This is a genomic window from Roseivivax isoporae LMG 25204 (assembly GCF_000521865.1).
In the GTDB taxonomy this organism is placed as follows: Bacteria; Pseudomonadota; Alphaproteobacteria; order Rhodobacterales; family Rhodobacteraceae; genus Roseivivax; species Roseivivax isoporae.
The window spans coordinates 33,931-52,413 of the sequence record NZ_JAME01000011.1; the positions used below are offsets into that span (position 1 = coordinate 33,931).

General features: G+C 71.9%; 16 protein-coding genes and 1 other RNA gene. 9 read left to right on the forward strand and 8 right to left on the reverse strand.

Annotated features, from left to right (window positions below; genetic code table 11):
- Nucleotides 1-71: 71 nt before the first annotated feature.
- Both RISW2_RS08860 and RISW2_RS08865 read right to left on the reverse strand, forming a co-directional pair.
- Nucleotides 72-365, reverse strand: coding sequence for a hypothetical protein (locus RISW2_RS08860; RefSeq protein WP_043769292.1), 294 nt, complete (start codon nucleotides 363-365; stop codon nucleotides 72-74).
- A gap of 81 nt (nucleotides 366-446) precedes the next feature.
- Entirely contained in the window at nucleotides 447-1,283 is an 837-nt protein-coding gene (locus RISW2_RS08865; RefSeq protein WP_051491893.1) for a M15 family metallopeptidase, read from the reverse strand.
- Between the two features lie 153 nt (nucleotides 1,284-1,436).
- On the opposite strand from RISW2_RS08865, the gene RISW2_RS08870 reads away from it, so the two are divergent.
- Nucleotides 1,437-4,112, forward strand: a complete 2,676-nt coding sequence (locus RISW2_RS08870; RefSeq protein ID WP_162164315.1) for a S8 family serine peptidase — start codon at nucleotides 1,437-1,439, stop codon at nucleotides 4,110-4,112.
- A gap of 14 nt (nucleotides 4,113-4,126) precedes the next feature.
- The gene (locus RISW2_RS08875) at nucleotides 4,127-5,785 is read left to right on the forward strand and encodes a S1 family peptidase (protein WP_043769295.1); all 1,659 of its coding nucleotides are present in this window, start codon (nucleotides 4,127-4,129) and stop codon (nucleotides 5,783-5,785) included.
- A gap of 6 nt (nucleotides 5,786-5,791) precedes the next feature.
- Here RISW2_RS08875 and RISW2_RS08880 read toward each other — a convergent pair whose 3' ends face one another.
- From RISW2_RS08880 to RISW2_RS08890, 3 genes are all read right to left on the reverse strand, one after another.
- Nucleotides 5,792-9,250 (reverse strand): chemotaxis protein CheB, encoded by a 3,459-nt coding sequence (locus RISW2_RS08880; RefSeq protein ID WP_051491894.1) that lies wholly within the window; start codon nucleotides 9,248-9,250, stop codon nucleotides 5,792-5,794.
- Nucleotides 9,251-9,265: 15 nt separating this feature from the next.
- Nucleotides 9,266-9,808: a PAS domain-containing protein gene (locus tag RISW2_RS08885; RefSeq protein WP_043769297.1), complete on the reverse strand. Its 543-nt coding sequence runs from the start codon at nucleotides 9,806-9,808 to the stop codon at nucleotides 9,266-9,268.
- A 177-nt stretch (nucleotides 9,809-9,985) separates the two neighbouring features.
- On the reverse strand, nucleotides 9,986-11,224 hold the full coding sequence (locus RISW2_RS08890; RefSeq protein WP_043769299.1) for a lytic murein transglycosylase: 1,239 nt from the start codon (nucleotides 11,222-11,224) through the stop codon (nucleotides 9,986-9,988).
- Between the two features lie 251 nt (nucleotides 11,225-11,475).
- Here RISW2_RS08890 and RISW2_RS08895 point away from each other — a divergent pair, with 251 nt between their 5' ends.
- From RISW2_RS08895 to RISW2_RS08905, 4 genes are all read left to right on the forward strand, one after another.
- On the forward strand, nucleotides 11,476-12,186 hold the full coding sequence (locus RISW2_RS08895; RefSeq protein ID WP_043769302.1) for an alpha/beta fold hydrolase: 711 nt from the start codon (nucleotides 11,476-11,478) through the stop codon (nucleotides 12,184-12,186).
- A gap of 59 nt (nucleotides 12,187-12,245) precedes the next feature.
- Nucleotides 12,246-12,643: RNase P RNA component class A (gene rnpB, locus RISW2_RS23465), an RNA gene on the forward strand.
- Between the two features lie 144 nt (nucleotides 12,644-12,787).
- Entirely contained in the window at nucleotides 12,788-12,955 is a 168-nt protein-coding gene (gene rpmG, locus RISW2_RS08900) for a 50S ribosomal protein L33 (RefSeq protein WP_005856346.1), read from the forward strand.
- A gap of 141 nt (nucleotides 12,956-13,096) precedes the next feature.
- Nucleotides 13,097-13,609 carry a GNAT family N-acetyltransferase gene (locus RISW2_RS08905; protein ID WP_043769305.1) on the forward strand — a complete coding sequence of 171 codons (513 nt, stop codon included), beginning with the start codon at nucleotides 13,097-13,099 and terminating at the stop codon, nucleotides 13,607-13,609.
- 87 nt (nucleotides 13,610-13,696) lie between these two features.
- On the opposite strand, the gene RISW2_RS08910 is transcribed toward RISW2_RS08905, so the two are convergent.
- Both RISW2_RS08910 and RISW2_RS08915 read right to left on the reverse strand, forming a co-directional pair.
- Nucleotides 13,697-14,479, reverse strand: a complete 783-nt coding sequence (locus RISW2_RS08910; protein ID WP_043769307.1) for a Bax inhibitor-1/YccA family protein — start codon at nucleotides 14,477-14,479, stop codon at nucleotides 13,697-13,699.
- 129 nt (nucleotides 14,480-14,608) lie between these two features.
- Complete coding sequence (locus RISW2_RS08915) at nucleotides 14,609-14,821, reverse strand: DUF1127 domain-containing protein (RefSeq protein WP_043769309.1); 213 nt, start codon at nucleotides 14,819-14,821, stop codon at nucleotides 14,609-14,611.
- Nucleotides 14,822-14,957: 136 nt separating this feature from the next.
- Here RISW2_RS08915 and RISW2_RS08920 point away from each other — a divergent pair, with 136 nt between their 5' ends.
- Nucleotides 14,958-15,887, forward strand: a complete 930-nt coding sequence (locus RISW2_RS08920; RefSeq protein WP_084615311.1) for a LysR family transcriptional regulator — start codon at nucleotides 14,958-14,960, stop codon at nucleotides 15,885-15,887.
- A gap of 19 nt (nucleotides 15,888-15,906) precedes the next feature.
- On the opposite strand, the gene RISW2_RS08925 is transcribed toward RISW2_RS08920, so the two are convergent.
- Nucleotides 15,907-16,869 carry an NADPH:quinone oxidoreductase family protein gene (locus tag RISW2_RS08925; protein WP_043769311.1) on the reverse strand — a complete coding sequence of 321 codons (963 nt, stop codon included), beginning with the start codon at nucleotides 16,867-16,869 and terminating at the stop codon, nucleotides 15,907-15,909.
- A gap of 299 nt (nucleotides 16,870-17,168) precedes the next feature.
- Here RISW2_RS08925 and RISW2_RS08930 point away from each other — a divergent pair, with 299 nt between their 5' ends.
- Together RISW2_RS08930 and hisN are read left to right on the forward strand one after the other, a co-directional pair.
- A complete protein-coding gene (locus tag RISW2_RS08930) occupies nucleotides 17,169-17,534 on the forward strand; it encodes a helix-turn-helix domain-containing protein (protein ID WP_043769313.1) in 366 nt (121 codons plus the stop codon).
- A gap of 78 nt (nucleotides 17,535-17,612) precedes the next feature.
- The gene (gene hisN / locus RISW2_RS08935; protein WP_043769315.1) at nucleotides 17,613-18,437 is read left to right on the forward strand and encodes a histidinol-phosphatase; all 825 of its coding nucleotides are present in this window, start codon (nucleotides 17,613-17,615) and stop codon (nucleotides 18,435-18,437) included.
- The last annotated feature ends 46 nt before the right edge of the window (nucleotides 18,438-18,483 follow it).

Here is an 18,483-nt window from a genome sequence, read left to right on the forward strand (position 1 = left end):
ATGTCGCATAAACGTCCCGGTCCCGCGACCGTTGCGGCGCGGGGGCACGGGGGTGCGGGGTGCGCGCGTCCTCAGGGCCGGTCAGGACCGGCGTCGTTCGCGGTCGCGGCGTCGGGCACGGGGACATCGCGCGGCTCGGTGCCCGCGGTCAGGTCCTCGTCCTGTCCTGCCGTCGTCGAGATGCCCTGGGCGTCGACGCCGTCGAGCGCCTCGGGCGTGTCGGTGTCGTTCAGGCTGTCGGTATAGGGCACGTAGGTGAACGCGATGAAGGAGGCGATCGCCAGTGCCGCGGGAATCCCGAAAAGCAGGAACAGGGTGCGTCCGCGGCTTCGGCCGCGATCGGACCATGGGGGCTTCGATGCCATGTCGTCTCTCCCGTTCATCGGATCGTGGTCAGGAGAACAACGATGCCGCGGGCCGCGTGCTGCATTCGGATGCGGTGGCGCTCAGGGCCGCCGGCCTGCGACCAGGCGGGCATGCAGGATCAGCTCCGGCCGGTATTCGAAGTGCATCGCGTCGAAATGGTGCCACTTGCCGCCCCAGATGAAGCCGCGGCGCTCCATCGCTTCGACCACGTCCTGCGGCATGCGGTTGTCGTAGCCGCCCGCGGCGCCCTGCCGCCCGCCGGACCAGCGCCAGTAGGGGCCGGTCGCCGGATCGAGATCGACCGCGATGCCGAAGCTGTGGGCGCTCAGCCGGTCGGTCCCGGCGATGACACGCCAGTTGAACCCGCCGCCCGGCGCGCGGAATGCCTCGGCAGTGCCGGGGCCGGCGCGGGCCGCCTCCGCGAGCGCGGCGCGCAGCTGGCAGGCGACGTTGCGCCGCGTGGTGACGGTCACAGGCGCGCCGAGCGGCGGATCGGCCACGGCCACGAGGTGCGCGCGGACCTCGTCCCGCGTGGCGCCCCAGAGCGCGCGGAAGAATGTATCGTTCCGAACGCGTCCCGGATCGTTCCAGGGAACGCTTCGCGCGGCGAGGTCGAAGGCGAGCGGGTAGGGATCGTGGAACTGCGCCCGCACAGACCCGCGCTCCAGACGCTCTGCGGGCGCCAGGTCCGCGCCGTCATCCCAGGGGATCGGGGCGCCCCCGCCGACCGAGAGCTGCGCGCCGTCGGCCGAGAACGCGATGTCGGGATAGGCGAGGCGCAGCGCCGCGCGGGCGGGATCGCCCGGCGCGGCGGGCAGAGGCAGGGCGCGGTAGTCGATGGCGGTGCAGGCGCCTTTCGCCGCGAGCGGCGCCGCACCGAGCAGGACCAGGGCCAAGACCCGCAGGAAGAGCGCCATGAGAGGTCCGTCCCTCGCCGTTTCCCCACCCGACGATGCCGCGCAGCCCGCCCTCGCGCAACCGCGCGTGCGGGGCGCGGACGTCCCGGGGCTTGGCGGGTGACGTAAAGTCATGCTCTACTCCGGCGGGCGGAGATGCGCGGCGGGGGCACGATGGAAGTGCGGGACGACTGGCTGGCCGGGGGCCATTTCAGCTGGGACGCGGGCTATGCGCTCGCCTCCGCATGCAAGCTCGCCTACCGCCCGCCGCGCGCGGCGGCGCAGGTCATCGGCGAGGTCTGGGGCATGTCGCCCCGCACCTTCGAGCGCCGCGCGACGACCGGGTTCGTGGCGATCGGGGAACGGGCGGCGGTGCTGGCCTTCCGCGGCACCGACGGCTTCGCGGACTGGCTCGGCAATCTCGACCTCGACCCGGTCGCCGAACCGGGGCTCGGGGGCCGCGTGCATTCGGGCTTCGTCGCCGCCTACCAGGCGGTCGCGGCGGACGTGGCCGAGGCGCTGTCGGGGATCGGCGAGCGGACGCTCTGGATCACGGGACATTCGCTGGGTGGCGCGCTTGCGGTCATCGCCGCCGGCGCGCAGATCGCGCACCGGCCGGCAGGGCTCGTGACCTTCGGCCAGCCGCGGATGCTCAAGCCGGACGCGCGCGACTTCGTCGACCGGACCTTCGGCAACGCCTACCTGCGCATCGTCAACGACGACGACATCGTGGCGCGCATCCCGCCGAATTACGGCCATACCGGCAGCCTCCTGCATTTCGACTTCACCGGCAGCCTGCTCGAGGCGGGCGAGGCACTCGATTCCGGCGCGGACGGGCCGCCGCCGTTGTCCGACGCGGAGTTCCAGCGCCTGCAGGACACAGCGCGCATGCTCGACGCGGTCGCGACCGAGGGCGCGGCCGATGTCGCGGTCGAGGGGCTGATCCCCGGCCTGCCTGCGCACCGGATCGACGCCTACGTGAACCTGATGCGCCAGCAGGCGCGGCGCCAGCCCGCGACCGGGGCGGCCGAGGCGATGGAAAGCCTGCGCGATGCCGGCCCGGCGGCGCCGCGCGCCGGCGCGCGGGGGGGTGGGCTGGAATCCGGCATCGCCGGCATCGCCGGCGCCGCGCGGCCAGCCCGCCCGGTGGCGCGCCAGCCGGTCCTCGTGCGGCTGCGCGGCAGCGACTGGAAGGAACCGGCTGGGCTCGTGGTGCAGTCGCGCTTCGGCATGTTCGCCACGGCCATGGCGAGCGCCGAGGACCTCCAGGCGCTTGCCGGTGACCCGGGCGTGGTCGCGGTCGAACTCAGCCGCGATCCGAGCGGGCTGACCGAGCTCGACCGCTCGGTGCCCTTCGTGCGCGGGGACGAGGTGCAGCGCCCCCCGCTCGACGAACGCGGCGCGGGCGCGCTCGTGGGCGTGATCGACACCGGCATCGACATCCTGCACGACGCCTTCCTCGACGCGCACGGCACCAGCCGGATCCTCGCCATCTGGGACCAGCGCGCGACGGATCCCGCGCGCACGCCGCATGCGCTGGCCCCGGGCGCCTTCGGCCAGGATTACGGCACGCTGCACCTTGCCGCCGACATCGCGCGGTTCCGCGCCGACGCCGCCGCCGGCATGCCGAGCCACCCGGCCGCGCTGCGCGACCCGCAGGGTCACGGCAGCCACGTGGCGGGCATCGCGGCGGGGCGCGCGGTGGGCGGAATGGCCGACGGCATGGCGCCCGAGGCCGCGATCGTCTGCGTCATCGCGGCGGTGCGGCAGGGGCCGGACGACCCGCCGAGCCTCGGCTATTCCTTCAGCCACGTGGACGCCCTGGCCTTCCTGCGCCGGGTCGCGGACGGCGGCACGCCGGTCCTCGACGATGCCCGCCCGCTCGCCGTGAACGTGAGCCTCGGGATGAACGCCGGGGCGCATGACGGCACCACGACGCTCGAGGCCGCGTTCGACGGCATCACCGGCGGCGGGCGCGATCCTGGCATCGTCATCGTCAAGAGCGCCGGGAACGAGCGCGGCAATGGCGGTCATGCCCGGGTGTCGGTGTTCCAGGGCGGCATCCTGCCGCTCGAATGGGACAGCTCGTCCCGTTTCCGTGACGAGGACTATCTCGAAGGCTGGTTCGACGGGCTCGACGACATCGCGTTCCAGGTGGTCGACCCGGCCGGGACCCGCGGAACGGTCGTCGACTTCGCCAACCCGCGCGCGACCGATCACCTCGGCGGCAACGAGGTGCGCGTGGCGCTGACCCAGATGCACCCAGACAACGGCGACAACCGCCTGACGGTCACGATCCGCGCCGGCACGTCCGCGATCCAGCCCGGCACATGGACGCTCGAGGCCGAGGGCCGGCGTATCGTCAGCGCCGACGGCATGGTCCATGTCTGGATCGAGCGGACCGGCACGCGCGCCGTCCGCTTCCGCGTCGAGGACCCGGAGATGACGCTGTCGGTGCCGGGCACCGCGCGGACGGTGGTCTGCGTCGGCGCCTCGGACGCGGCGATCCCGCTCCGTCTGCTCGGCGCGTCGTCCTGGGGGCTGACGCGCGACGGGCGGGCCAAGCCCGACCTCTGCGCGCCGGGACACGGCATCGTATCGGTGCGCGCGGGCGCGGGCCCGCGGGATACCGTGGCGCTGCCCGGCACGTCCATGGCCGCGCCGCACGTCACCGGGGCGCTGGCGCTCGTCCTCTCGGCGCAGGCGCGGCGCGGACTGCCCCTGTCGAACGCGATGCAGCTGCAGACCGCCCTCGCGCGCACGGTGCGCGGCCTGCCGAGCCGGCACAATGTCGGGGCGGGGTTCGGCGTGCTCGACGCGCGCGCGCTCTTCGACCTGCTCGTGCCCTGAAGGAGGAGCGGCGGATGGCGGAGCACGCGGACGATCCCGGCCTTGCGGCACTGATCGCCCGGCTGCGCGCCTTCGCCGAGGACGCGAGCGATGCCGAGACCGGGCGCGGTCTTCTCGAGGACCTGAAGGATCACCGCCAGTTCGAGCAGATGCTGGGCGTGGCCGAGACGCTGCTCATGCAGGCGCCGGACGACGTGCACCTGCGAAAGCTGCGCGCGCAGGCGCTGCTCGACACCGGCCGCCCGTCGCTCGCGCGCGATGCGCTGCGGGCGCTCGTGGCCGACGGCGACCCGGCCGAGCCCGAGATCGTGGACGCGATGGGGCTGCTCGGGCGCGCGTACAAGGACCTGATGCTGGGCCTCGCCGACACCCATCCCGACCGCGCCGCCACCTGCGCGCGGGCGAGCCTTGCCGCCTATCTCGACACGTTCCGCGCGGCGCCGGCCGGGCGGTCCTATCACGGCATCAACGCCGCCGCGGTCCGGCACTGGGCGGGCGCGCGGGGGCTCGACCACGGCTGCGCCGAGACCCCCGCCGACATCGCCGCCGAGGTGCACGCCGCGCTCGAGGCAGAGGCGACCGACCCGCCGACGATCTGGTGGATCGCCACGCGTACCGAGGCCTTCGTCGCGCAAGGCCGGGTCGAGGCGGCGTTCCCGCTGCTCGCGCGCTATATCGGCGATCCCCGCGCCACGCTCTTCACGCTCGGCTCGACGCTCCGGCAATTCGCGGGCCTCTGGGCGCTGCATGAATGCGGCCCCGAGGGCAAGGCGCTGATCGCGCTCCTCGAATCGTCCTACCTGCAGCGCAGCCAGGCACAGGGCGTGGGCGTCGGAGCGAGCCTCGTGGTGGCCCCCGACCACCTGCGCGACATGCGCACGGGCGAGATCGAGGCGCGCGGCGAACTCGAGGCGATCCTCGGCGCGGAGCAGACGAAGTCGCTCGACTGGTACCGCGACGGGCTGCGGCGCGCGGCCGCGGTGGGGCTCGTGACGCGCCGGGGCGGCGGGCGCAAGGGCACGTGCTTCTGCGTCGATCCGGCGGATTTCGGGCTGCCGGCGGCCGGCGGCGCGCTCTACGCGCTCACGAACTTCCACGTGCTGAACCGCGCGGGCGTGGCGCCGGGGATCGTGCCCGCGGACGCGCGCATCCGGTTCGAGGCCGCGGACGAGCCGGTCGCCTCCACCGACTACGCGGTGGCCGGGATCGTCGCGGAATCCGACGCCGTGGGCGGGCTCGACTATGCGCTCCTGCGGCTCGAGGCGGCGGGTGGCGGGCCGCAGCCTCTCGAGTTGCGGCCCGACCTGCCGCGGCCCGACCCGGCGGCGCGCGCCTACGTGGTGGGCTACCCGCAAAGCGGCACGGGCCTGTCCTTCTCGCTGCACGATTCCCGGCTGCTCGACCACGAGGGGCCGGCGGACGGCGTGCCCGAACGGCAGGACCGCATCCGCATCCACTATTTCTCGCCCACCGAGCCCGGCAATTCCGGCAGCCCGGTCTTCGACCGCGAATGGCGCTGCATCGGCCTGCACCGCGCGGGCTACCGGATCGACATGCGGGCGGGGCTCTTCGGCACGCGCAAGCTGAACGGGCGCCCCGGCACCTATGCCGCGAACGAGGGCTACTGGATCCGCTCGGTCATCGAGGACGTGCGGCGCCAGACGGGCGGCTGAGCCGGGTCAGGCGCGCGGCGTGTAGACCAGCACGGTGCGCCGCTCGGTCGCGTCGGTCTCGGTGTCGACCCGGCCGTCGAGCTGCGCCGCCGACAGCTGCACGAGCGTGGTGCCAAAGCCCGAGGGGCCCTGTTCCAGTTCCTGCGGAGTGTCGTAGACCTCGCGCCAGACCAGTTCCACCCGGTCCGCGTCGAGCTGCGTCCAGCGCACCTCCAGCCGTCCCCGGATCGGGCCCAGAACGCCGTATTTCGCCGCGTTCGTCGCCCATTCGTGCATGAGAAGCGACAGGGCCGTCAGGTCCTGGCTGCCCGCCGGCACGCGCGGGCCACCGATCGCGATGTCCGCATGGCCCGCATGCGGCGCGAGCGAGGCGCGCACGGCATCGTCGAGCGTCAGGTCGCCCTGATCCGGCGTGCGCTGGGTCAGGTCGTGCGATCGGGCAAGCGCGTTCACCCGTTCCTCGACGCGACCGACGAGATCCTCGATCGAGCTGGCCGACCGGCCGGCGATCCGCACCATGCCCGAGATGATCGAGAACATGTTCTTCACGCGGTGGTTCATCTCGCTCAGCACGGTCTCGCGGATGCGCCGCGCCTCGCGTTCGGCGGTGATGTCGAACACGACCCCCAGCACGCGCGAGGTGCCCTGCGTCAGCGGCCCGCTCGTCACGCGCCGGCCGACCACCCGCAGCGACCGGCCCGGCCGCCCCGCGCCGTCGCCGAGCGCGAAGGTCACGTCGATGGCGTCGCCCTCGAGGCCGCGCATGCGCAGGGCATCCTCGACGGCCCCGCGGTCCTCGGGGGCGACGCGGCGCAGCACCTCCCGCAGGCCGGTCAGCGGCGCGTCGTTGCCGATGAGCTTGCGACCCATCTCGTCGAAGCGCAGCGCGCGGTCCCGCGCGTCGTATTCCCAGACGCCGAGCTCCGCCACGTCGAGCGCGAGGCGCAGCCGTTCGCCCTCGTGCGCGAGCGCCTCCTCGAGCCGCAGTGCCTCGGTCAGTTCGCTGAAGATCAGCGTCGCGCCGTCGAGGCGGCCGTCGCGCGTCCGGTAGGGCGTGATGGCAAGCGACCAGAACCGCTCCGCGCCGCGGTCGTCCACCCGCATCTGGCGCACCTCGCCGGTGCGGATCACCTCGTCGACGGTGTCGAGCACCTCCTGCCACTGCCGGAGCGCGCTCGTCATCTCGCCGAGCGGCCGGCCCCGGTCGCCGGCGCGGATCGGGTAGAGCGCCTGGATCGCGCCGGTGTAGTTGCGGATCCGGAGACCCGCGTCGACCACCACAAGCGGCAGCGCGGTCGAGGCAAAGAGGTTCGACAGGTCGGCATTGGCCACCGACAGCTCGTCCACCTTGCTCTTCAGCTCGTCGTTGACCGTCGAAAGCTCCTCGTTCGTCGACTGGAGCTCCTCGTTCATCGACATCATTTCTTCGTTGGAACTCTTCAGCTCCTCGTTCGCGGTCTCGAGCTCCTCGACGGTGGTGTGCAGGCGCGCGCGCGTGGTGCGCAGCTCTTCCTCGAGGCTCTGGACGTGGCTGTCCGAGCGGTCGAGCTCGTCGTATTCGTCCTCGTCCTGCGGCTGGAACGCCGCGCGCTCGCGGAAGACGAGGAGGATCGTGCCGTCTCCCAGCGGGTCGGCCACGAGGTCGAAGCTCTGGCTGCCGAACTCGGACTGCGCGCGCAGGTCGCGCGCCACCGACCGCTTCTGCCGCTCGGCCACGCGCCGGATGATCGCCGACACCGCGTCGCGCGCCCCCGGCCGGGCGAGCGCCGCAGCGTATTGCCGTTCGCCGAGGCCCGGCGACAGCTCCAGGTACTTCCCGAGCTTGCCGGTCGCGTAGAGGATCTCGCCCGTCGGCGCGACCTGCAGGGTCGGGGGGGCATGCGCGGCGAGGATGCGCTGCGCGACGTCCGTCTCCTTCCAGTCGAAGCCGGCGGTCTCCTCGCTCTGCCGTTCAGTGCGTCGCCGCCCGCCGCCCGCATGCGCCTGCCCGCGCAGGTGCAGCGGGTATTCCGGCCGCCCGTCGTTCCGGCGGAAGATCCGCGCGTTGGCGTCAATCGGCGCGAACATATGGTCGTACCGCCCGACCGTCTCGGACGGGCCGAGGAACAGCACGCCGCGCGGCCGGACCGCGTAGTGGAAGATCGGCAGCGCCGAGGCCTGCAACTGGTCGCCGAAATAGATCAGCAGGTTGCGGCACGACAAGAGGTCGATGTTTGAGAACGGCGGGTCGCGGACGACGGAATGCACCGAGAACCGGATCATGTCGCGGATCTTGGCCGAGACCTGGAACTGGCCGTCGCGCGCCACGGTGTAGAGGTCGCGCATCTCCTCCGGGATGTCGGCCAGGGCGGCGTGGGGATAGAGGCCCTCTCGCGCCACGCGCAGCATGCGCTCGTCGATGTCGGTGGCAAAGACCTGCGCCGTGACCTTGCGCTTCTGGAGCCGCGCCTCGTGGGCAAAGAGCATGGCGATGGAATAGGCTTCCTCGCCGCTCGAGCAGCCGGGCACCCAGACGCGGATGTCCTCGCTGCGGCCGGTATTGGCGACGAGCGGGCGCACCACGTGCTCGCGCAGGGCGGCGAAGTGCTCGGAATCGCGGAAGAACCGCGTGACGTTGATCAGGAGGTCGCGGAACAGCGCCTCGCATTCGTCGGGATCGGCGCGGATGTGCGACAGGTAGGCGGTGGCGTCGCCGAGGTCGAGCACCTGAATCCGCCGCTGCACCCGCCGCACCAGGGTCGAGCGCTTGTATCCCGCGAAGTCGTGCCCGACGGTCATCCGCACCACCGAGCAGATGTCGGCGATCGCGTCCTCCACCGTGCGGGCGAGCTTGGTGTCCTCGCTGCCGAGCATGGTGTGGGCGTGGAAATGGCGGATGCTCTCGATGATGCGGTCGGGGCTGCGGACGAAGTCCACGAGCCCGGTCGCCTGCGCCGAGGTGGGCATCCCGTCATATTTCGCGGTGTCGGGGTCCTGCACGATGCAGAGCCCGCCATGTTCCTTGATCGCCCGCAGCCCGGCGCTGCCGTCGGCGCCGGTGCCCGACAGGATGACGCAGGCCGCGGCCGGCCCCTGGTCCTGCGCGAGGCTCTCGAAGAAGTCGTCGATGGGCCGGCGCAGCCCGCGCGGCTGCGCGAATTCCGTCAGGTGGAGCACGCCGCCCTGCACCGACAGGCCGTGCCCAGGGGGGATGATGTAGACCGTGCCGGCAACGATCTTCTCGCCGCCCGACACCTGCATCACGCGCAGGTCGGTGTGCCGGCCGAGCAGTTCAGCCAGCAGGCTCTCGTGGTTCGGGTCGAGGTGCTGCACCACGACATAGGCCATCGGCGCATCGGCCTGCGCCGATTGCAGCATCTCGCGGATCGCCTCGAGCCCGCCGGCCGAGGCGCCGATGCCGACGATGCACAGCCGGTCCGTGCCGGTCGTATCGGTGGTGGTGTCGTTCTCGCGATCGTCTTTCATCTGGCGCGCAGCCCGTCAAACCCCGTCGTCGTTCAGTGTCATGCGCGCCATCATGGCGACCGACCCCGAGATGATTTCCGCCGATCCGAGCATCGCGAGCCCGAATTCCCGGCCGATCTGTTCCATGTCGGACAGGCTGCGGCCGAGTTCGGCGTCGTTCTCGGGCAGCCTGTTTCGCTGGAGCGCGGATGTCATGTCAAATTGTGAGGCCAGGATGTACCTTGTGTCGCCCTCTGCTCCGCGCAGCCGTGCCATGAACACGAGGTTGTGAAACGGCGTGCCGTCCTTGCGGTAGTTCAGGATCGGGAATCTGCCCTGCTCGACGCTGTCGTCGTCGAGGAAGTCGCGGATCGCCTGGCGATCCTTGTCGCGGGTCTCGGCGCCCTGGAGAAAGCGGCAGTTGCGGCCGATCACGTCGTCGGCGTCGTAGCCCGAGAGCTTGCAGAAGGCCTCGTTCACGACGAGCAACGGCGAGTCCTCGTCGCCGCGCGCAAGCGCCAGCGCGACGCCGGAACGTGCGATGTAGGCGCCGAGTGCGCCGGGAGGATCCTCGTGCATCCGTGTCCGTTCCTTGCCGCGGACGCCCCCGGGAGGCGCCGCAGCGCTCTACATATTCCGTATCCGCGATTCGTCTCGTGCAGAAGCGCCGTTGCATGAATATCGCGACGTCTCGCGGCGGCGAAGACAGAGCCGGTATCGTGCCGGGCGCGGGGGTGCAAGGCCGCCCGCGCGGCCTCAGCGGCCGAGCGCCGCGCGCATGCCGGTCTCGGGAAAGCAGGTCGCGGCGTCTCCGCGCTCCTCCTGCCAGGCACCGATGGCCCGGCGCGTGCGGAACCCGGCGAGCCCGTCCGCCCCGCCGGTGTCGTGGCCCATCGCCTGCAGCGCGCGCTGCATCTCTGCCACGTCCGACCGCATGAGCCCGCCGACCGGTCCCCAGGGCGCCGCGAAGTCGCCGACGCCATAGGCGATGCGGTCGCCCACGTGCCCGACGAACAGCGCGTAGAGGTCGCTCATGTTGTAGTCCTTGAGCACGTAGAAGTTCGGCGTGACCAGGAAGGCCGGCCCGTTCCGTCCCGCGGGCAGCATCAGGTAGCCCTCGCCGTCGCGTTCGTGGGCGGGAAAGGCCCGGCCCGAGACGCGCGCGATGCCCATGGCCTCCCACTCCCGGATCGGCCGGCCACGGTCGGGTCCCTCGAGCGTGCAGGACATGTCGGCGGGAAGCGTCACCTCGAACCCCCAGTCGCGGCCGGCGACCCAGCCGTGCCGCGCGAGGTAGGTCGCGATCGACGCGATGGTGTCCGCCTCGGAGTTCCAGATGTCCGCGCGCCCGTCGCCGTCGCCGTCCGCGGCATGTTCGAGAAAGCTCGACGGCATGAATTGCGGCTGGCCGAGCGCGCCTGCCCAGCTGCTCCGGAGCCCGCCCGGTCCGGCGTGCCCGTCCTCGGCGATGCGCAGCGCCGCGACGAGCTCGGCGGTGAAGAGCTCCGGGCGCGTGCTCATGAACCCCTTCGTTCCCAGCACCTCGAACGCGTCGTGCGGGATCGCCGCGCGGCCGTAATTGCTCTCGCGGCCCCAGATCGCCAGCACGATGTGGCCCGGCACGCCGGTGGCGCGCTCCGCCGCGGCGAGGGCAGGGGCGTGCCGCGCGGCCATCTCGCGTCCGATCCTGACCGCCGCGGCGACGCCGCCCGCGTCGAAGTAGCGCCCCGGGCTGCCGAACTCGGCCTGCCGCTGGCGCCGCGGGACCGGGGCGCCGCCCGGCGGCACGAGGCCCGGCAGGTCCCAGTCGAGCCGCAGCCCGCCCGTGGCCCTGTCGAAGGTCGTGCGCGACACGCCCGCCGCGGCCGCCGCGGGCCAGACGGTGTCCTCGAGCCATGCGCGGTAGTCCCGTTCCACCGCCGCGCGGTCGGTCGCCGCGGCGAGGGTCGCCGACAGCGACAGGACGAGCGCGGCGAGGCAGGCGCGGAACGGCATGGGCGGCATCCTCCGGGTTGCGCGGCCGACCCTAGCGCGGATCGCCGGGCGATGCGCCCCGCTTTTTCGGACCGACGCGCGACGGCCGGAATTTCCCGCCGATTCCCTGGCGCGCATCTTTCGCGTGCCATCAGCTCTGGTAACGTCGGGCGGGACTGGCGGTCGGCGGACCGCCGCGGACGGCAGGCAAGAGGGGCAGCGATGGGCGGCGGCAGCAACAGGGTCCGGGAACCGGAGCCGGGTGGCCGCGCATGAGCGAGGCCTTGGTTCTGGTGCCGGGCATCGGGGCGGATGCGCGGCTCTTCCGCCCCCAGATCGAGCACCTCTCGCGCCGCCGGCCGGTCACGGTCGTGCCCGCCGCGCGCGGCGAACGGATCGAGGAGATGGCCTCGGACATCCTGCCGCACCTGCCGCAGCGCTTCGCGCTGGCTGGGCACGGGCTGGGCGGCATGGTGGCGATGGAGATCGTCCGGCGCGCGCCCGACCGGGTCACGCGGATCGCGCTCCTGTCGACGTCGCCGCTGCCCGACACGCCGCCCGAGGCCGCCGCCCGCGAGCCGCGGCTCATCGCGGCGCGGTCGGGGCGGCTTTCCGATGCGCTGTCCGAGGAGGTGCCCGCCACAGCGCTCGCACCGGGACCCGGGCGCATGGCGATTGCCGCCTCATTCCGCGAGATGGCGCTGTCCATCGGGCCCGAGTCCTATTCCCGGCAGGTGCGCGCGCTCCAGCGGCGCAAGGACCAGCAGGCGACGCTGCGCCGCCTGCGCGTGCCCGCGCTCGTGCTCTGCGGGGCGCACGATACGCTGCACCCGGTGCGGCGGCAGAGCTTCCTCGCCGAACTGATCCCGAACGCCGTGCTCGAGGTGATCGACGAGGCCGGCCACCTGCCGACGCTCGAGACGCCCGAGGCCGTGACCGAGGCGCTGGGCGCCTGGCTCGCGGCGCCCATGGTGCCGCGCTGAGGCGGCGCCATCCGAAGGCCCGTTGACCGCGCCGCCGCGCCCGCCTACATCGGCCGGGCGCGGAGGGCCGGATGGCCGCGGGCGGGGCGACCCGTCCGAGGAAAGTCGGGACTCCCGGAAGCAACGGTGCCGGGTAACGCCCGGGCAGGGCAACCTGACGGACAGCGCCACAGAGAACAGACCGCCCCGGTCCGCCGGGGTCAGGGTGAAACGGTGGGGTAAGAGCCCACCGGGGGGCCGGCAACGGCGCCCGCATGGCAAGCCCCACCGGGAGCAATGCCAAATAGGGACCCCGCGCGGGCTGATCCCTCCGGGGATATCGTCGCAGGGCCGCTTCCGCCCTAGGGGTCCGGGTTGGCAGCTCGAGCCGTCGGGTGACCGGCGGCCCAGAGGAATGGTCATCTCCGCCTCCGCGAGGGGGTGCAGACAGAATCCCGCTTACAGGCCCTCCGCGCGTTTCTGCCGCCGGCCCCGCGTCGGCGCAAGAATCCCCGCCCGGGTGCGCCGCGCCCGGTTGACTCGCGGGCCCGCGCGGGTAAAAGGCGGGCTTCGAGACAGATTTCACGGGCCCGCCCGCCGTGCCCGCCCGAAGGAGACGACCATGGCCAAGCCGACCACCATCAAGATCCGCCTGAACTCCACCGCAGGCACGGGCCACTTCTACGTGACCAAGAAGAACGCGCGCACGATGACCGAGAAGATGACCATCCGCAAATTCGACCCGGTCGCGCGCAAGCACGTCGAATACAAGGAAGGCAAGATCAAGTAAGCCTTCCGCCTCGCGACAGACGAGGGACAGGGAAAACCGCGTCCGGGCCGCCGCCCGGTCGCGGTTTTTCGCGTCTGCACGGTGCCGTTCCGCGCCGGTGTGGTATCGTGTCCCGACACGCGGCAGCGGAAGGGGCGGAACATGACGACGGCCGACGCACTGGTCCTGCGCACCGCCCGCCGGACGGACATCGAGGCGATCGACAGGCTCTTGTCCGAAAGCTATCCGCGGCTCCTCAAGGCCGATTACCCGCCCTCGGTGCTGGTGACGGTGATCCCGGTGATCGCCCGCGCGCGCCCGCGGCTCGTGACCTCGGGGACCTATTTCGTGGCCGAGCGCGAGGGCCGCATCGTCGGGGCGGGGGGATGGAGCCCGGTCCCGCGCGACCCGACCGATCCCCGCACCCGTCGTGCCGCCAGCATCCGGCACGTGGTCACCGACTGGCGCGAGGTGCGGCGCGGCATCGGCCGGGCGCTGCTGACCCACGTGATCGAGGATGCGGCGCGCGCCGGCGCGCACAGGCTCACCTGCCGGGCGACGCTGACCGCGGTGCCGTTCTACCGGGCGCTCGGCTTCACCGCCGAGCGGGTCGAGGCGGTCGAGATGCTGCAGGGCATCCCCTTCGAGGCCATGGTGATGTGGCGGACGCTCTGACGTCCCGGGCCTGCCGCCGGAACGAAGAAGGGGCACACCGCCCGCGCGGTGCGCCCCCTGTCTTTCCCGGGTCCGATGGAACCGGTTTTATTCCCGGTTGCCAAGCAATTGCAGCAGGAACATGAACATGTTGATGAAGTCGAGGTAGAGACGCAGCGCGCCCATGATCGCCGACTTGCCCAGCCACTCGCTGTCACCGTACTGCGCGTGCTGCAGGTACTCGTTCTTGATCGACTGCGTGTCGTAGGCGGTCAGGCCCGCGAAGATCAGCACACCCAGCACCGACACGGCGAAGGCGATCGCCGGCGAGCCGAGGAAGATGTTGATGATCGACGCCACGATCAGGCCGATCACGCCCATGATCAGGAACGACCCCCAGCCCGAGATGTCCTTCTTGGTGGTGTAGCCCCAGAGCGAGAGGCCCGCGAAGGCGATCGAGGTCACGAGGAAGACCTGGATGATCGAGTAGCCGGTGAACACGAGGAAGATGGAGCTGATCGACAGGCCCATCACCGCCGCGAAGGCGTAGAAGACGGTCTGCGCGGTCGCCGCCGACATCTTGTTGATGGCGGCGCTGAAGCCGAACACGAACAGCAGGGGCGCGAACATGATCACCCACTTCAGGGGCGAGGCGTAGATCGCCTGGCCGAGCCCGGTCAGGTAGCGATCGGCGCCGATCTGCGCGACACCGGCCGACGGATCGGCCGTGACAGCCAGCGTCGAGATGGCCCAGGCCGCGAGGAACGTGATGAACGTCCCCACCGACATGGTGCCGTAGACCTTGTTCATGTGGGCGCGAAGCCCCTCGTCAATCTGGACCGCGCGGGCGCCGGTGGCCGCGCCGGTCCGGATCGTGTTGTAGTCAGCCATCTGTGCCTCCGAATTGAACCGCGTCCCGGACGTCTCCGCCCAGGTTTGCCTTGCGAATATCGGGAGAGCGTCGTCGCATTTCAAGCACGGATGGTGCGCGTCGGTAGCGGAAACAGCCTGTTCGCGCGTTCAGCGGCGCCATGTCGCAGGCACGTCCCAGGCCGGGCGCCGCGCCTCGGTGCGGGCGTCCGCCGGATCGATGCCGAGGTCGTCGAGCCGGGCGGCATCGAGGCGGCCGAGGTCCCGCCGGCTGCGCGCCAGGTCGCGCATGGTGGCCAGGCGCCGGCCGAGGCCGGACAGGGGCAGGCGCAGCACGGGGGCCAGCACATCATCAAGGGTCATGACGGTCTCCTTCACGTTTCGTGATGTATCGCGTTTCGGGTATCGTTCCTGCTGATGCATATTGTCTTTCGCCGCCCGTTGTGAAACGAATGATTATGACGTCGAACATCACGGCGGCTGATGAGTGGAGGCGAGGATGCGCACCCTGGACCTGACGACGCTGCGGTCCTTCGCGGCGGTGGCCGAGACCGGCGGCGTCACGCGCGCGGCGCGGATGCTGAACCTCACGCAATCGGCAGTGTCGATGCAGCTCAAGCGGCTCGAGGAGATGCTGGGCCTGCAGCTCTTGGAGCGGGCAGGGCGGGGCGTCGCGCTGACGCAGGCAGGCGAGCAGCTCCTGGGCTACGCGCAGCGCATGGTGGCGCTCAACGACGAGATCTACGCGCGGCTGACCGACGACGCCTTCGAGGGAGAGCTGGTGCTCGGCGTGCCCAAGGACATCGTCTACCCGGCGGTGCCGCGCATCCTGCGCCGCTTCCATGCCGAGTTCCCGCGCATGCGCGTGCACCTGCGCGCATCGAACACCGTCACGCTGCGCGAGGATCACCGGCGCGGCGACACCGACATGATCCTGACCACCGAAGAACAGGCGGGCCCGGGGGGCGAGGTGCTGGCCGAGGCGCCGTTGCGGTGGTTCGGCGCGCCCGGGGGCGTGGCGTTCCGCAAGCGGCCGCTGCCGCTGGCGCAGGCGCGGCCGTGCGTGTTCCGCCCGACGGTCCTGCGGCGCCTCAAGGAAGAGGGGCTTGACTGGGAAAGCGCGGTCGAGACCGACAGCGACCGGGGCGTCGAGGCGACGGTCAGCGCGGATCTGGGCGTGACCGCGCTGCTCGAGGGGCACGCGCCGCCCCAGCTCGAGGCGCTCGATCCGGGCCTTCTGCCCGATCTCGGGCGCATCCGCATCAACCTCTATACTGGCGGGCCGGCCTCGGCGCCGGCCGAGGCGCTCGCGCGCATGATCCGGCAGGCCTATGCCGCGCTCGGCACCGGGCCCGATGGCGGCGTGCCCGAAAGCGCGCTGGCGGCGACGCCCATGCCGGCGGCCGAGATGGCAGGCGGGTCGGCCTGAGCACCGCGGAGGGCCGCGCTCAGCCCGGGATGCGGATGACCACCTTGCCGGTGGCCGCGCGCCGCCGCAGCAGGTCGAGCCCCTCCGCCGCCTCGGCCAGGGGCAGCACATGGCTCACATGCGGCCGGATCCGGCCCTTGGCATACCAGTCGAGGAGCGTGCCGAGGCTGTCGGTCAGCACGTCGGGGCGGAACGAGAGGTAGCCCCCCCAATAGAGGCCGATGACCGAGACGTTCTTGACCAGCAGGTGGTTCGCGCGGATCTGCGGCACGTCCCCGCTCGCGAACCCGATGACCAGCACGCGTGCCTCGGGCCGGCAGGCGCGCAGCGCCGCCTCGAACTGCGCGCCGCCCACCGGGTCGTAGACCACGTCGGCGCCGCCGAGCGCCTTGACCTCGGCGCGGATGTCCTGCGTCTCGGCGTCGATCACGTGATCGGCTCCCGCGCCGCGCGCTGCCTCGAGCTTGTCGGCCCCGCGCGCGCAGGCGATCATCCGCGCGCCCATCACCTTGCCGATCTCGACCGCGGTCAGCCCGACGCCGCCGCCTGCGCCGAGCACGAGCAGCGTCTCGCCCTCGGCGAGCCGCGCGCGGTGCGCGAGCGCCACGTGGCTCGTGCCGTAGGCGATCTGGAAGGCCGCGGCGTCGACCGCGTCCATCCCCTCGGGCAGGATCACGGCGCGGTTCGCGGGGAACACGCCCTTCTCGGCGAGCCCGCCCTGTCCGCCGAAGACGGCGACGCGGGTGCCGGGCGCGATGCCCGCGGACGCGCCCGCCGCCTCGACCCGGCCCGCGACCTCCATCCCGAGCACGAAGGGCGGCTCGGGCATCTCCTGGTAGGTGCCCTTGATCATCAGGAGGTCGGCGAAGTTCAGGCCGCAGGCCTCGATGGCCACCCGGATCTCGTCGGGCCCCGGCTCGGGGTCGGGGAGGTCGGCAAGGGCGGGCGCGGCCCCCGCCGCGGCGATCTGGTAGGCGCGCATCTGTCGCTCCGGTCAAGGCTTCGGTTCCGGACGACGTTTGCAGAGCGCCGGGCCAAGTTCAAATGGCCAGGCGACCCGCTCGGTCAGATTGCTGCGCTATCCGTAGGGATAGGCGACATGACGTTAAGAATATTCACTTTAAATGAGTGATAGTCTTGCCCCAATCCGTTGTTTGGCTATACCTTCCCCACACGCTGTAGGGGTGCGCAGCCAGGGAGTGGGTTCGGGAATCGCCGCATGTCGGCCTGCCTCGGAAACCGGTCCCGATTTGTCGGTTATTAAACGAGGAACAGTTCTGGATGACGCATCCTGTGGACGTGCACGTGGGCAAGCGGATTCGGCATCGCCGATGGCTTGTCGGAATGACCCAGCAGCAGCTTGCCGAAAGGGTCGGGATCAAGTTTCAGCAGATCCAGAAGTACGAGACAGGGGCGAATCGCGTCAGCGCATCCCGTCTCTGGGACATTGCGGACGCGCTCGACGTGTCGGTGAGCTTCTTCTTCGAGGGGCTCGAATCCGACAGCGCCGCGCTGCCGGACAATGTCCCTGCGAACCTGATGGGCGACAAGGAAGCGCTGGACCTCATCCGGTCCTATTACGCCATTCCCGAACACCAGCGCCGCCGGCTTTTCGAACTCGCCCGCGTCCTGTCGGACGTCGCCTGAAAGCCTTGAGCACGGTTGCCCCGGCACGCGTCCGGGGCTACCCGTCGGCCCGATGAGGGCAGGGACGGGAACACCACCATGACATCCGGGATCGCCGCCGGCACCGAGGCCGCGCTGATCGAGACCGCGCACGCGCTGGCCGATGCCGCGCGCGACGCGATCCTTCCGCATTTTCGCGCCTCCGCGCTCGTCGTCGACAACAAGCAGGCAGGCGGCTTCGACCCGGTGACCGAGGCGGACCGCGCCGCCGAGGCCGCCATGCGCGCGGTCCTGGCCCAGCGCCGGCCCGACGACGCCATCCTCGGCGAGGAGGCCGGCCGCGCGGCCGGCACGACGGGGCTCACCTGGGTCCTCGATCCCATCGACGGGACGCGCGGCTTCATGTCGGGCACGCCCACCTGGGGCGTCCTGATCGCGCTTGCCGACGCGCACGGCCCCCGCTACGGCCTGATCGACCAGCCCTATATCGGCGAGCGTTTCGAGGGCGGTCTCGGCCGCGCGACCTGGACCGGCCCGCGGGGCGGCGGCGCGCTCGGCGTGCGCGGCACCACGCGGCTCGCCGACGCGACCCTCATGACCACCTTTCCCGAGATCGGCACGCCCGCCGAGCGCGCCGCCTTCGCCCGCGTGGCCGGGGGTGTCCGCCTCGTGCGCTACGGCTGCGACTGCTACGCCTACGCGCTCCTCGCGGCGGGGCACGTGGACCTCGTGATCGAGGCGGGGCTTCAGCCCTACGACATCCAAGCGCCCATCGCGGTGATCGAGGCCGCGGGAGGCGTCGTCACCGACTGGGACGGGCGTCCGGCCCATGCGGGCGGCCGGGTGATCGCCGCCGCGACGCCCGCGCTGCACGCGGCCGCCCGCGCGGCGCTCGCGGCCCCGGGCCCGGCCGAGGGGGGCTGACAGCGCGCGGCCCCTGCGCTAGGACGGTGCCGCTGCGCGAGTCCTT